This is a genomic window from Xanthomonas sp. 3075, assembly GCF_014197275.1.
GTDB lineage: Bacteria > Pseudomonadota > Gammaproteobacteria > Xanthomonadales > Xanthomonadaceae > Xanthomonas > Xanthomonas campestris_B.
The window spans coordinates 45,009-60,160 of the sequence record NZ_JACIFI010000008.1; the positions used below are offsets into that span (position 1 = coordinate 45,009).

Sequence of the window (15,152 nt, forward strand, 5' to 3'; positions counted from 1 at the left end):
ATGCCACGCTTCGAGCCAGCCTGGGTTATCGCGGCAGCAGCCGGTCTGCATCGTCGTTGAGCAAGGCGCCGGCATACAACGCGGCCAGCATCAGGCTCAGGCCGCCCCAGAAGCTGGAATAGAACGCCAGATGCGTATTGAACGGGAACACAGTGGCGACCAGTGCGATCATCGCCGGCCGCGCCTGCTCGCGTGCCGCCACACTGGAATAGCGCCACGCACGCCAGGCCTGCGCCGCACCGGCCAGCCACAGCAGTAAACCGATCACGCCGGTTTCGGCCAGGATTTCCAGTACGATCTGGTGCGCATGGAAAGCCGGCCCGGCGCCCCAGGCTGGTGCCTGTCCGGGGGCCGGATTACAGGCTGGATATGCCTGACGGAAACCGCGCGCACCGACTCCATTGAACGGATGTTCGCGAATCATGCACAGCGCCGCGCCCCATATCTGCGCACGCCCGGACAAGGCCTGATCCACGCCTTGTTCGCCATTGCCGAAGGCCAATGCGGTGCGCTGGACCCGCTCGCGCGCTTGCGGCGCCACGGCGACCACGCCGACGGCCAGGAGCGCGCCGACCAGCGCCACGCCCAGCAGACGACGGCCACCGAGCAACTGCCAGCCGGACAGCAGCACGATCACGCCATAGGTGATCCACGACGCGCGCGAGCCGGCCAAGACCAGCACCACCCCGACCGCCGCCGCCGCGCCTGCCCAGGCCCAGGCGTTGCGCCGCCCGAGCGCCAGCAACAGGAACGGCGACAGGCTGGCCAGGGTCTGCCCGAACTTGAGATTGCACGGCCCCAGCACGCCGCTGAGGCGGTCCACCAACGCCAACTCCTGCGGCGTACACAGGCCATGGCCACTGATCAGCTGCTTGAGCTGATCCAGCCCGAAGAACAGCGGACTGCTCCCGAATGCGGCCTGCAGCAACGCATCCAGCGTCCACACCCCGCCAATCACCGCCAGACCAGCGAAGGTGCGGCGGCGGCGCTGCGGATTGGCGACCGCAATCGCACACAACCACATGAAAGGCAGGTAGCGCAGATCGGTCGCCGATTTGCGCAACGCGCGGCCGACATCCACCGCGTCGAACGCCGACAGCATCTGTGGCAACCAATAGGCCATGAACAACACGCTGGTCAGCGCCCAGGCCGCGCTGCTAAGCAAGCGGGTGCCGCCGCGGAACCGCGCATGCAGCAAGCGATATCCAGCGAATACCGCACCCAGCGACAGCACTGTTTCGGCCAATCCGGGCGTGGGCCATAGCGCCACGAACAGGATGACCCACAACGGGGCCCAGCGACCGGCATCGGGCGTCAACACAGGCGTGTGCGGGATGGCCTCAGCGGCGGAGTTCGTCATAGACCTTCAAGGTGGCCGATTGCATGGCCTGCAACGTATAGGGGAGGACCGCGGGCGGTGTCGGCGCCTGCTGCAGCAAGGCCAGCGCCTGCGTGCGCAGGGCGTTGGCATCGAAGGCCGGCACGGCGCCGCCGGGATGCAGCTCGGCCAGCAGTTCGCCGACGCCGCCGTGCGCCCAGCCCAGCACCGGCCGGCCCACCGACAAGGCCTCCACCACGGTGCGACCGAAGGCCTCGGGTTTGCGCGACAGTTGCAGCACCAGATCGCTGGCTGCATAGGCCTCGGCGATGCGTGCGGTGGGCTCGGTGAACGCGACCGCATCGGCCACCCCCAGCCTGGCCGCCTCGGCCTCCAGTTCGCGCACATAGGCTTCGCGCCCCGGCTCGCGCGCGCCCGGCAACCACAGCCAGGCCGGCACACCGGCGGCGCGTACATCGGCCAGCAATTGCAGGCCGTCGGCATGCCCTTTCAGGCGCGTGCCGCGACCGGGCAACAACAACAGCGGCGCGTCGACCGGCAGGCCGGGCAACAGCGTCTGTGCCCACTTGCGCGCGCGGTTATCAGGCTGCGGACGACGCGGAAACTGCACGATATCGACACCGCGCGGGATCGTGCGCAAGCGCGCGGGGTCGGTCTGCGGATAATGCGTGCAGACATACTCGCGCACTGTCTGCGAGACGCAGATCACCCGCTCGCCGTAGGTCATCACCGCGCTGTAGCGACTGGGCGAATTGAGCCCGTGCACGGTCGTGACAAAGCGCGGACGCGTCGCCTCGGACATACCGCGCAGCGCGTACCAGCCCAACCATGCGGGAAGGCGCGAGCGCGCATGCACGATGTCGGCGCCCAGTTCGGCAAACAACCGGCGCAGGCCGACCACGTGGCGCAAGGTCAGCAGCGACTTGCGCCCGATCTCCAGGGTGAGATGTTCGCCGCCCGCCTCCAGCAACGGCTGCACCAAGCGGCCGCCGGCCGAGACGACCACCGCGCGGTGGCCGGCGCGCACCAGCGCAGCGGCGATTTCCAGGGTGGAGCGCTCGACGCCGCCGGACTGCAGCGCCGGCAGCAGTTGCACCACGGTCAGGCGGTGCATCCGGCCAGGATCAGTCGGCGAGTACGAACAACGCGCCGCAATACGGGCACTTGGCTTCGCAGTTGGGCTCGTCTTCGATCGGCAGATACACCCGCGGATGCGAGTTCCACAACGCCATCTGCGGCGTCGGGCAGCTCAGCGGCAGATCGCTGCGGTGCACGGTGTAGCGCGATTCGGCATTGGCGGGCGCGGTGGCGGTCTGGCTCATGGCGGCACGATCAAGGGGCAAAGGCAGAGCGCGGATTCTAGCAGCCTGCGTGGTGATCGGCCCATTGACCTCGCCGCGCGCGATGGCGCAGGCGATCGTTTCACTGGTTGCCGGTCAGGTTGCCGAGGTGGTCTGCGGATGCGGTCGCCGCCTATGCGCTCCGACAGCCACTGTCGCTGCAGGGCACGACACTGCGCCCCCACCATCGCGCCTATCATCGGGGCGAACGGCGTTCCGTCATCCGGCTGGTTCAGCTGAAAGACGATGCAGTACCCCATCGAACGTCATGCCGTGTCCGCCGCCAAGGAGCCATCACTACGTGACCATGCCTATTGTCCTGCTGCGCCAACCTGGGCTGCTGCGCTCGATCGCTGTTGCCCTGGCTGGCATCGTACCGTTGCCGGTGATTGCAGCAACTGGGTTCGCAACCGCGTTCGAAGACGGCGAGCCGTTGCCGGTCAACGCCGAGGCAGGCGATGTACGGATTGCGATCGGCACCGGACCGGCGACGCCTTATGCGGCCAAACCGAACGCCGGCTACAGCGGTGCGCATGCGTTGCGGTATGACAGCCACGGTGCGGGCGGGCGACGCAGCTTGTTTACGCGTGATATTGCGATCGGCGCCGATACGACGCTGTCGTGGCTGGTGTTGCCGGAAAGTGTGGGTAGCGATCATGTGGCCTCGACCTATGTGTCGTTGGATCTGTTGCTGGACGACGGCACGCGCGCGTCCGCCAGCGCTGCGCGGGATCAACATGGCATTGCGCTCGGCGCGCGGGCGCAGGGCGCGTCGAAGACGCTGTATCCACAGCAATGGGCGCGCAAGGTCGTGCGGCTCGGCGATGTGGCTGGATTGCGCGGGCGGCGTGTGGTGGCGATCGAACTGGACGTGGCACCGCCGGCAGGCGCGACCGGCGCTGGCTGGATCGACGACATCGCCATCACCGAAGTACCGCGCGCGGTTCCCGCGCGGCCATCGGATTGGGTGCTGACCACGCGTGGAACGCAGTCCAACGGCACGTTTTCGCGCGGCAATAATTTTCCGGCGACGGCAGTGCCGCATGGCTTCAACTTCTGGACGCCGGTGACCGATGCGGGGACGCTGACCTGGCTGTATCGCTGGAACGAACGTAACGACGCGGACAATCGGCCAAGCCTGCAGGCGCTGTCGCTCAGCCATCAACCGAGTCCGTGGATGGGCGATCGGCAGACCTTCCAGGTGATGCCGTCGCTGAGTGCAGGCGTGCCGCAAGCCGATCGCAACAAGCGCGCGCTGGCGTTCTCGCATGCCAACGAAGTCGCGCGTCCTTACCGCTATGCAGTGCAGCTGGACAACGGTATCCATGCCGAGATTGCGCCGACCGACCATGCAGCGCTGTTCCGCTTTCGTTTTCCCGCCCAGGGCGATGCCAATCTGCTGTTCGACAACGTGGATGCACGCGGCGGGTTGCAGCTGGACACCCAGACGCAGACGCTGTCCGGCTACACCGATGTGCGCAGCGGTTTGTCGACCGGGGCCACACGCATGTATGTGTATGCCAGCTTCGACCGGCCATGGACGGCCAGCGGCAGCATCGCAAGCGGGCGGCCGACCTGGTGGATCAAGTTCGATGCCGGAAGCGCGCGGCAGGTGCAGATGCGCATAGCGACCTCGCTGATATCGCTCGAACAGGCCAAACACAACCTGGCGCTGGAGATCGCGCCGCAGGCGAGCGTCGAGCAGGTCGCTGCGCGGGCGCAGGACGCCTGGGATGCGCTCCTGGGCCGGATCGAGGTCGCCGATGCGACGCCCGACCAGAGCACCACGCTGTATTCCAATCTCTACCGGCTCTACCTGTACCCGAACTCCGGGCACGAAAACGTGGGGAGCGCGCAGGCGCCGGACTGGCGCTATGCGAGCCAGTCCAGTTGGTCCGACGACAACGTCGATGGCAGCGCGGTGCGCAGCTTTGCGCCAGTCCGCGACGGGCGGGTGTACGTCAACAACGGCTTGTGGGACACCTTTCGCACCGCTTGGCCAGCGTATGCGTTGTTCGCCCCAGACGATGCCGGAGCCCTGGTACAGGGTTTCGTGGAACAGGCGCGCGCCGGGGGTTGGATCGCGCGCTGGTCCTCGCCCGGCTACGCCGACCTGATGGTGGGCACCAGCTCGGATGTGGCATTTGCCGATGCCTGGCTCAAGGGCGTGCGCGGCTTCGATCCGGCCGAGGCCTATGCCGCAGCGCTGAAGAACGCCACCGTGGTGCCGCCGGATCGGCATGTGGGCCGCAAGGGCATGGCGCGCTCGACCTTCCGTGGCTACGCCGATACCGACACCCACGAAGGCATGTCGTGGTCGATGGAAGGCGCACTCAACGACTTCGGCATCGCCAACATGGCCGAGGCCTTGTCTCGCCAGGTAACCACAGCGAACGATCGTGAGCGCTATGCAACCGAGGCGGTGTACTTCGGTCATCGCGCGGCCGGCTATGCGGCCTTGTTCGATCCGTCGATCGGCTTCTTCCAGGGACGCAATGCCGATGGCCGATGGCGGGTGGATGCCGCGCACTACGACCCGCGTGTCTGGGGCCACGACTACACCGAATCCAGCGGCTGGACCTTCGCATTCACCGCACCGCACGATGGCGAAGGGCTGGCCGCGCTGTATGGCGGACGCGCGGCGTTGGCCGCCAAACTGGATACCTTCTTTGCCACGCCGGAAACCGCCGAAGCCAAGTTCGCCGGTTCCTACGGCGACACCATCCACGAGATGACCGAAGCGCGCGATGTGCGCATGGGCATGTACGCGCAGAGCAACCAACCGGCGCACCACATTCCATGGATGTATCTGTATGCCGGGCAGCCGTGGAAAACCCAGCAACTGACGCGCGAGATTCTGGCGCGGCTATACCTGGGCAGCGAGATCGGCCAGGGCTATGCCGGCGACGAAGACAATGGCGAGATGTCGGCGTGGTATCTGTTCGCGGCGCTGGGCATTTATCCGCTGCGCATGGGCGCACCGGAGTACGTGATCGGCTCGCCGTTGTTCCGGCACGCGCGCGTGCGGCTACCCGGCGGTGGCACGCTGACCGTCAATGCGCCGCAGAATTCGCCGCAGAACGTGTACGTGCAATCGCTCAAGCTCAACGGCAAGCCATGGCGCAAGACCTGGTTGCCGCATGCGGCGATTGCCAGCGGCGCAACGCTGGATTTTGTGATGGGGCCGTCGCCATCGCGCTGGGGCACCGGGCCAGACGCTGCCCCGCCGTCGCTGACGCCGGCCGGGCAACGCCCTGCTCCCTTGCGGGACCTGCTGGGTGCCAACGCACGCATCATCCAGGCCGACGGTCGCGCGCTGGCGGCGTTGCATGACGACGATGCCGGCAGCGCGAGCGCGGTGTCGCCAGCCACGGTACTGACGTTGAGCGGTCTCGATCACGGTGAGGCCACGCTTTACACCTTGACCAGCGGCAACGCCGCGATTGCATCGGCAGGCTGGACGCTGGAAGCACGCAACGCAGAAGGTGCGTGGCGCGTCGTCGACGAGCGCCGCGAAGAGCGCTTCCCATGGCCGCTGCAAACGCGTCCGTTCCGGATCGCGACGCCGGGCTCGTATGCGGAGTATCGGCTGCGTTGGACGATGCCCGCGCGTGCGCAGTTGGCGGAAATCGAGTTACTGGGTGCAGTGCCGGATGGGCGTTGAGGCGTGAAGTCTTTGGCGTGATCGCTTCGGACGACGACGACGCACGACGCCTGATACTTGCGTCGCCCGTCATTGTTTCGGGTCGTCGACGCTGAGTCGACAGTTGCTGCAGATGTGGTGCCGGCTTGCTCGGCGCCTTGCAGCAGAACATCGAACGAAACACTTCTCGGCCGTTGCCCTGTCGACGGTGCGTTTACGACGTCGAATCAACCGGTGCTTTGTCGGCCAGGAGCGGCTAACAGAACGTGCCGAGAGTCGTCAGATAGCTGTGGACGGCGCGCTCGGAACCTGCGTGTACGCGTGGTACACGCCGATTCCGAGCACGCGCCCACCCAGCGGCTGCGCAGCCGTGTTGCTAGCGGCTCTAAGTCGTTAACGCCTCGACTCAGTCGTTGCTTTTCTCGGTTGCCGCTTTTTCCGCATCGCGCTGGCGGCGGATCTGCGCATCCACCGCAGCGATCGCGGTCATGTTCATCACCCGGCGCGAGGTGGCGCTGGTGGTGAGGATGTGCACCGGCTTGGAGATGCCCATCAGGATCGGGCCGATCGCCACGCCGTCGGTGAACACGCGCACCAGGTTGTAGGCGATGTTGGCCGCTTCCAGGTTCGGCAGCACGAACAGGTTGGCGCGACCCTTGAGCGTGCTGTTGGGCATGATCTGCTTGCGCAGCGCTTCGTCCCAGGCGGTATCGCCCTGCATCTCGCCATCGATGTTGAGCTCGGGCTTGCGCTTGAGCAGCGCCTCGCGCACCTGGCGCATCTTCAGCGCGTCGCGCGAGTCGTGGCTGCCGAAGTTGGAGTGCGACAGCAGCGCGATATTGGGCTCGATACCGAACAGCTTGAGGCGGTAAGCGGCCTGCAACGTGGCTTCGACCACCTGCTCCACGGTGGGGTCTTCCTGCACATGCGTGTCCAGGAAGAAGAACACGCCCAGCTGGTTGATTACACCGGTCATCGCCGAGGTGGAGCTCACCCGCGGTTCCAGCGGAATCACGCTGCGCGCGTAGCCCAGCTTCTTGTGGAAACGGCCCACCACGCCGGACAGCATCGCATCGGCTTCGCCGCGCGCCACCATCACCGCGGCGATCAGGGTCGGACGCGAGCGCATCAGTTCCTTGGCGGCGGTGACGGTCACGCCGCGACGTTCGGTGAGCGCGTGGTAGTACTGCCAGTATTCGTTGAAGCGGGGGTCGTCGAGGATGTTGGTGATCTCGAAGTCCACGCCGGCGGTCAGGCGCAGGCCCATGCGCTCGATGCGCGCTTCGATGACGTCCGGACGGCCGATCAGGATCGGGAACGCCAGGCCTTCGTCGACCACGTTCTGCACCGCGCGCAACACCACTTCTTCTTCGCCTTCGGCATACACCACGCGCTGCTTGTCGGCGCGCGCGCGGTCGTAGACCGGCTTCATCATCAGGCTGGTGCGGTAGACGAACTGGCCGAGCTTGTCGCGGTAGGCCTCCATGTCGTCGATCGGGCGCGTGGCCACGCCCGAATCCATCGCCGCCTGCGCCACCGCCGACGACAACTCCACCAGCAGGCGTGGGTCCAACGGACGCGGAATCAGATAGTCGGGGCCGAAGCTCGGGGTCTCGCCACCGTAGGCTGCGCCCAGGTCGGAGGCCTCGCGCCGTGCCATCGCCGCGATCGCCTTGACGCAGGCGATCTTCATTTCCTCGTTGATGCCGGTGGCACCCACGTCCAGCGCGCCGCGGAACAGGTACGGGAAGCACAGCACGTTGTTGATCTGATTCGGATAGTCCGAGCGGCCGGTGCCGATGATGCAATCCGGGCGCACCGCCTTGGCCGCTTCCGGGGTGATCTCCGGGTTGGGATTGGCCAGCGCGAAAATCACAGGCTGGCGCGCCATCGTGGCGACCATTTCCGGCTTGAGGATGCCCGCCGCCGACAGGCCGAGGAAGATATCGGCACCTTCGACGATTTCGGCCAGGGTGCGCTTGTCGGTGTCGCGCGCATAGCGCTGCTTGTCCGGGTCCAGGTCGGTGCGGCCGGTGTGGATCACCCCGTCGCGGTCCAGCGCCAGGATGTTCTCCGGCTTCAGGCCCAGCGAGACCAGCATGTTGACGCAGGAAATGCCCGCCGCGCCCATGCCGGTGGTGGCCAGCTTGACCTCTTCGATCTTCTTGCCGGTGACCACCAGCGCGTTGAGCACGGCCGCGCCGACGATGATCGCAGTGCCGTGCTGGTCGTCATGGAACACCGGGATGTTCATGCGCTCGCGCAGCTTGCGCTCGACGATGAAGCACTCCGGCGCCTTGATGTCTTCCAGGTTGATGCCGCCGAAGGTCGGCTCCAGGCTGGCGATGATGTCCACCAGCTTGTCCGGGTCGTTCTCGTTGATCTCGATGTCGAACACGTCGATGCCGGCGAACTTCTGGAACAGCACGCCCTTGCCTTCCATCACCGGCTTGGACGCCAGCGGGCCGATGTTGCCCAGGCCCAGCACGGCGGTGCCGTTGGTGATGACCGCCACCAGATTGCCGCGCGCGGTGAGCTCGCTGGCCTGGGTGGGTTCTTCGACGATCGCCTCGCAGGCGAACGCCACGCCCGGCGAATACGCCAGCGACAGATCGCGCTGGGTCAGCATCGGCTTGGTCGCGGAGACCCTGATCTTGCCGGCCGGCTGCTGGCGGTGATAGTCGAGGGCGGCCTGTTTGAAGTCGTCGTTGGACATCGGCTGTGTGGTTCTCAAAGGCGCAGAAGAGTCAATTCTACCCGTCTGCCTGAACAAGGGCCTGTCGCGCAGCTGTCACTGCGGCAGGAACATCGAACGCACTGCAACGCGAAACGGCCCTGCACCCCATCGGGATCGCCGATGGAATGCAGGGCCGCAGGACGCATCAGCGCAAGCTGGCCGGTGCGGTGCCTGGTTCGCCGACCGGGGCCTGCATCGGCGGTTCGCCGCCATCCAGGGCCAGCTTCAGCTGGTCCCGATCCAGGGCGTTTTCCCAGCGCGACACCACCACCGTGGCGACCGCGTTGCCGATGAAGTTGGTCAAGGAGCGGCATTCGCTCATGAAACGGTCCACGCCCAGGATCAGCGCCATGCCGGCCACCGGCACTTCCGGCACTACCGCCAGCGTGGCGGCCAGGGTGATGAAGCCGGCACCGGTGACGCCCGCCGCGCCCTTGGAGCTGAGCATCGCCACCGCCAGCAGCGCGAGCTGGTGACCCAGGGTCAGCTCGGTATTGGTCGCCTGGGCGATGAACAGCGCCGCCAGGGTCATGTAGATGTTGGTGCCGTCCAGATTGAACGAGTAGCCGGTCGGGACCACCAGGCCCACCACGGACTTCTCGCAGCCGGCCTTTTCCATCTTCTCCATCAGCGACGGCAGCGCCGACTCCGACGACGAGGTGCCCAGCACCAGCAGCAGTTCGGCCTTGAGGTAGCGGATCAGCTTGAGCACCGAGAACCCGCACAGCCGGCAGACCAGCCCCAGGATCACCAGCACGAACAACAGCGAGGTCAGGTAGAACGACCCCACCAGCCAGGCCAGGTTGACCAGCGATTCCACCCCGTACTTGCCGATGGTGAAGGCGATCGCACCGAAGGCGCCGAGCGGTGCGGCACGCATCAGGATGTGGACCAGCTTGAACACCGGCGCGATCAGCGCTTCCAGGAAGTGCAGCACCGGCTTGCCGCGCTCGCCCACCAGGGCCAGCGAGACGCCGAACAGCACTGCCACGAACAGCACCTGCAGGATGTTGGGCCCGGTCAGCTTGCCGTTGACGACCTGGTCGCCGGTGAAGGCGCCGATCAGCGAGTTGGGAATGATGTCCATCAGGAACCCGACCAGGGTCAGGTCGTGCGACTTCTCGACGTAGCTCTTGACCGCGCTCTGGTCCAGATCGGCCGGATTGATGTTCATGCCGGCGCCGGGCTGCACCACGTGCGCCACCACCAGGCCCACCACCAGTGCCAGGGTGGAGAAGAACAGGAAGTAGGCCATCGCCTTGCCGAACACCCGGCCCACCGTCTTGAGGTGGGTCATGCCGGCGATGCCGGTGACGATGGTCAGGAAGATCACCGGCGCGATGATCATCTTCACCAGCTTGATGAAGGCATCGCCCAGCGGCTTGAGGCTCTCGGCGAAGGCCGGTTCAAAGTGGCCAAGCAGGGCACCCAGGACGATCGCCACCACCACCTGGAAGTACAGCTGGCGGTAGAAGGGGACAGGCGCCGGCAAAGGGCCGGCAGGCTTGCTGATGTGCATGACGCCACTCCGAGGGAACTGGAAGGTGCCTGAGCAGGCACCCGGTGCACGCATTCTGGCCGTACGTCACAGCTGCGGCCGATAACCCATTGGTACTACGCGCTGTCCGTGGGCTGAACGTGGTCTTACACTTCAGCTGCGCCATCGCCGGCCGTTAATTGCGTTTAACGCAGACACCGACTTCAGGGTTGTCGCCGTCCGGAACCTGCGCGCTTGCTGAAGCTATTCAGTGCGAACGCCATGGCAGGACGCCCGGCCCCTACTCACAGTCGAAGACCACTCCTATGCGCATCAATCCGCTCGTTCTTGCGTTGGCCATCGCCGCCGCGCCCGCTGCCGCCAACGCGGCCACCTCGCTGGAAAACTGGCCGACCAAGTACACCTTCGGTGATGGCACCGAGGTTGGCGTGACCGGCAACTATGCCTACGACGACAACAACTTTTCCGGCGACGACCGCCTGGAAGACCGCACCGATTTCCGCCGCAAGGAATTCGGCGCCACGATCCGGAAGAAGGGCGTGTACGACGCCGGCGTCAACTTCGATTTCGAAGCCAAGCTGTGGCTGGACGTGTTCTTCCGCGTCGAGACCAAGGCGCTGCTGGGCCAGGATTACGGCCGTGTGCGCCTGGGCTACATGAAGGTGCCGGTGGGCCTGGAAGCGCTGCAGGCCTCGCGTGCGGGGACCTTCATGGAACTGGGCCTGCCGATCCAGGCGGTGTTCCAGGGCCGTCGTACCGGTGCGGAGTGGACGCTGGAGCGTCCGCAATACCTGTTGCAGGCCGGCGCCTACGGCGGCAAGGACCTGCAGGGCGACAACCCCGGCACCACCCAGGCGCTGCATGCGGTGTGGACCCCGATGAAGGCCGAAGGCGACGTGCTGCACCTGGGCATCGCCGGCTCGGTCGAAAACCCGCGCGGTTTCAGCGACGGCCGCGGCGTGTCCTTCAGCCCGCGCGTGCGCCTGCGTGCCCGTCCGGAAGCCGGCCTGACCGACGTGCGCCTGATCGACACCGGCACCATCCTGGATGTGGACCACGTGATCCGCGCAGGACTGGAAGCGGTGTGGATCCATGGCCCGTTCTCGCTGCAGAGCGAAGCGCTGCGTGCCGAAGTGGCGCGCAACGACAACCAGCCGCACTTCATCGCGCAGGGCCAGTACCTCTACGGCACCTGGACGCTGACCGGCGAATCGCGCACCTATGTCGCTGGCGTGCCGGGCAACATCAAGCCGGCGCACGACTACGGCGCCGTCGAGCTGACCGCCCGCTACAGTCGCCTGGACCTGGAAGACAACCGCGTCAGCGGCGGCCGCCAGCACGACACCACCATCGGCGCCAACTGGTACCTCACCAGCCACTTCAAGATGCAGGCCAACTACAGCTGGGTGGATGCCACGCGCAACGGCGTGCATGAGACCCCGCACGTGATGGAACTGCGTGCGCAGGTGCAGTTCTAAGCGTCGTCGCCACATCCGCTGTACGGCGGTATGACCGCCGCGCAGCGTGTGTGATGCCTGTTTCAAGGCACCACTTCCGCCACTGCGTGGTCCCATGCGACCGCATCCTTCCCGGGTGCGGTCGCAGTCGTTTAGGGCAGTGGTCGGTAAGTGCGGTCACGGCAATGGCTGACCGATCGACCGACAGACCGCCATACTTGCCGGCATGTACGCCTCGCAACGTCGCCGCCTGCTGCTCACCCTGACCATCGTGCTGGGGGGCATGGTGGTGGCCATGGTCGCGGCAGGGCACTTTGTCGAACAGAGCGCCCTGCACGACGAAAGCGCCACCGTGCGGCGTCAGCTGCGCCTCTATGCGCAGGCCTTGCAGCAGCGCATCGATCGCTATCGCACCCTGCCGCAGATTCTGGCGCTGGACCCGGAACTGCGCGCCGCAGTGTCCGTCCCGTTGTCGCCCGAACAGGTGGAAGAGCTCAATCGCAAACTGGAGCGCGCCAACAACGTCACCCAATCGTCCACGCTCACGTTGATCAACCGCAACGGCGTCGCGCTGGCCGCCAGCAACTGGCGCGGCGCGCGCAGCAACGTGGGCGTGGATTACGCGTTCCGGCCGTACTACCAACAGGCATTGGCCAACGGCACCGGCAGTTTCTACGGCATCGGCATGACCACCAGCGAGCCGGGCTATTTTCTGTCGCAGGCCATTGTCGACAGCGCCGGTCAGGTGCAGGGCGTGGTGGTGATCAAGATCGCGCTGGCCGCGCTGGAGCGCGAGTGGCTGCAGACGCCCGATATCGTGCTGGCTTCCGACGCGCACCAGGTGGTGTTCCTGGCCAGCCGCCCGCAATGGCGCTACCGCATGCTCGCTCCACTCAGCGTGCGCGATCGCAGCGAATTGCAGAGCACCCGCCAATACGCCGATCAGCGATTGCTGCCACTGCGGCGCCGGTTGATCGAGCAGACCGGCAACGGCGGCGTGCTGGCCGAGGTGCGCGACCCCGCACTCGCCAGCCCGGTGCTCTGGCAGAGCCTGGACGTGCCCGAAAGCGGCTGGCGCCTGCACCTGCTGCACGACACCCGCGCCAGTGCAGCGGCCGGGCGCGCCGCAGCGATTGCGGCCGCCGGTACCTGGTTGGCGCTGTCGTTGCTGTGGTTGTTCGTGCAGCAACGGCGACGGCTATCGGCCTTGCGCCAGCGCAGCCGGCACGAGCTGGAGACAGTGTTGCAGCAACATGCCGAGGAGTTGCGCACTGCGCAGGATGGCGTGGTCACCGCCGCGCAACAGGCCAACGCCGGCCTGAGCCGCAGCCTGGAACATCTGCCGCAGGGCGTGGTGGTGATCGACGAGGCGCTCAATCTGGTGGCGTGGAATTCGCGCTACGTGGAGTTGTTCCGCTTCCCGCCGGAGCTGCTCAAGATCGGCCGCCCGATCGAGGAGTTGTTCCGCTTCAATGCGCGCCGTGGCCTGCTCGGCCCGGGGCCGATCGAGGCCGCCATCGAGCGCCGCCTCAACCATTTGCGCAGCGGCAAACCGCATATGCGCGAGAGCGAGAAGGAAGACGGCACGGTGCTGGAAATCCGTGGCAATCCGCTACCCGATGGCGGATTCGTCACCAGCTACGCCGACATCACCAGCTACAAGAACGCCGCGCGCGAACTGCGCTCGCTGGCCGATGCACTGGAACACCGCGTGGCCGAGCGCACCCGCGACCTGGCTGCCGCCAAGCGCGAAGCCGAGAACGCCAACCGTTACAAGACCCGCTTCGTCGCCTCGGCGGTGCACGACCTGCTGCAACCGCTGAACGCCGCGCGCATGTTCGTGTCGGTGTTGCGCGGGCAGGTGCCCGACGCCGGCAGCGCGCGCGTGGTCGACAGCATCGAAGGCGCGCTGGCCGCGCAGGACGCCATCCTCAACAGCCTGCTGGATATCTCGCGCCTGGAAGCGGGCAGCCTGAAAACCCAGGTCCGCGATTTTGCGATCGCCCCGCTGCTGGAAACGCTGGCGCGCGAATTCGGCATCCTTGCCGAAGACCGTGGTCTGCTGCTGGACTGGGTGCCGACCTCGGCGGTGGTGTTGAGCGATGAAAACCTGCTGCGGCGCATCCTGCAGAACTTCTTGTCCAACGCCATCCGCTACACCCCGCGCGGCCGCGTCCTGATCGGTTGCCGCCGCCGTGGCGGCTGGCTGCGCATCGAAGTCCACGACCAGGGGCCCGGCATTCCCGAAGCCCTGCAGCACGAAATCTTCGAAGAATTCCGGCGCCTGGACGACGGTGTCGCCAACGATCGCGGCGCCGGGCTGGGCCTGGCGATCGTCGAGCGCATCGGCCGCCTGCTCGGCCACCGCATCGGGCTGCGTTCCACGCTTGGCGGCGGCAGCGTGTTTTCGGTCAGCGTGCCGCTGGGCGAGCGCGCAGCCATCGCCAGACAATTGCCACCACCCACCATCCCTGCGGAAAACGCCAACGACCCGATCCTGCACGGTTGCCGCATCTGGTGCGTGGACGACGACCCGCGCGTGTGCGAGGCCACCCGCACCCTGCTGGAACGCTGGGAATGCCGGGTGGATTTTGCCGGCGGCCCCGACGATGCCCTGGCCGCCGCCAATGCCGAGGACGTACCGGAACTGCTGCTGCTCGACGTGCGCATGGGCGAGCATGACGGCCCCACGCTGCTGCCGCAGTTGGTGCAGCGCTGGCACCGCGAACCGCGCGTCATCCTGGTCACCGCAGAGCCCGACCCGGCCCTGCGCGAACACGCGCTGGAACTGGGCTGGGGATTCCTGTCCAAACCGGTACGCCCGCCGGCACTGCGCGCGTTGGTGACACAGATGTTGCTGCGGCGCGGGTAGTTTCGAGCGGCCAGCGCTGCATGCTTCACCGCAACTGCGCGAGAGCGGCAGACTACGTACCCGCCAGGGCTGACCGCGCATCGATCGGTCGAGAGAGCGCCCGCTGCGACAGCGTCGGCCGATACCCGCCTGCGCCTGGCGGACTCCCTGCCCGCAGCTGCCGCATGCGCGACACCTGTCGCATCGCAGCGAGGCAGAGCCGCGCGCGGCTCCACTGCGCATTGATGTTCAATGCACATCAATCGATGAGAAAGCAGCAATTATCA

8 protein-coding genes and 1 other RNA gene are annotated in these 15,152 nt (G+C 66.5%); 3 read left to right on the top strand and 6 right to left on the bottom strand.

The window, feature by feature from the left end; genetic code table 11:
• Window positions 1-25: 25 nt before the first annotated feature.
• Genes GGR62_RS09425 through GGR62_RS09435 form a run of 3 tightly spaced genes read right to left on the bottom strand, consistent with a single transcriptional unit; the run spans window position 26 to window position 2,661 of the window.
• Complete coding sequence (locus GGR62_RS09425) at window positions 26-1,360, bottom strand: O-antigen ligase (protein WP_184407647.1); 1,335 nt, start codon at window positions 1,358-1,360, stop codon at window positions 26-28.
• On the bottom strand, window positions 1,341-2,453 hold the full coding sequence (locus GGR62_RS09430) for a glycosyltransferase (RefSeq protein WP_184407648.1): 1,113 nt from the start codon (window positions 2,451-2,453) through the stop codon (window positions 1,341-1,343). Before GGR62_RS09430 ends, GGR62_RS09425 begins: the two co-directional genes overlap by 20 nt.
• A gap of 10 nt (window positions 2,454-2,463) precedes the next feature.
• Entirely contained in the window at window positions 2,464-2,661 is a 198-nt protein-coding gene (locus GGR62_RS09435; RefSeq protein WP_016902555.1) for a zinc-finger domain-containing protein, read from the bottom strand.
• Between the two features lie 319 nt (window positions 2,662-2,980).
• Here GGR62_RS09435 and GGR62_RS09440 point away from each other — a divergent pair, with 319 nt between their 5' ends.
• Window positions 2,981-6,343, top strand: coding sequence for a GH92 family glycosyl hydrolase (locus GGR62_RS09440; RefSeq protein ID WP_184407649.1), 3,363 nt, complete (start codon window positions 2,981-2,983; stop codon window positions 6,341-6,343).
• A 233-nt stretch (window positions 6,344-6,576) separates the two neighbouring features.
• Here GGR62_RS09440 and GGR62_RS09445 read toward each other — a convergent pair.
• The 3 genes from GGR62_RS09445 to GGR62_RS09455 form a co-directional block, all read right to left on the bottom strand.
• Window positions 6,577-6,652: non-coding RNA, sX9 sRNA (locus GGR62_RS09445), on the bottom strand.
• A gap of 76 nt (window positions 6,653-6,728) precedes the next feature.
• Entirely contained in the window at window positions 6,729-9,038 is a 2,310-nt protein-coding gene (locus GGR62_RS09450; RefSeq protein ID WP_184407650.1) for an NADP-dependent malic enzyme, read from the bottom strand.
• A gap of 166 nt (window positions 9,039-9,204) precedes the next feature.
• Window positions 9,205-10,578, bottom strand: a complete 1,374-nt coding sequence (locus GGR62_RS09455; RefSeq protein ID WP_184407651.1) for a dicarboxylate/amino acid:cation symporter — start codon at window positions 10,576-10,578, stop codon at window positions 9,205-9,207.
• Window positions 10,579-10,862: 284 nt separating this feature from the next.
• Here GGR62_RS09455 and GGR62_RS09460 point away from each other — a divergent pair, with 284 nt between their 5' ends.
• Window positions 10,863-12,035, top strand: a complete 1,173-nt coding sequence (locus tag GGR62_RS09460; RefSeq protein WP_184407652.1) for a porin — start codon at window positions 10,863-10,865, stop codon at window positions 12,033-12,035.
• A gap of 205 nt (window positions 12,036-12,240) precedes the next feature.
• Window positions 12,241-14,886 (top strand): PAS-domain containing protein, encoded by a 2,646-nt coding sequence (locus GGR62_RS09465; protein WP_184407653.1) that lies wholly within the window; start codon window positions 12,241-12,243, stop codon window positions 14,884-14,886.
• Window positions 14,887-15,152 lie beyond the last annotated feature (266 nt).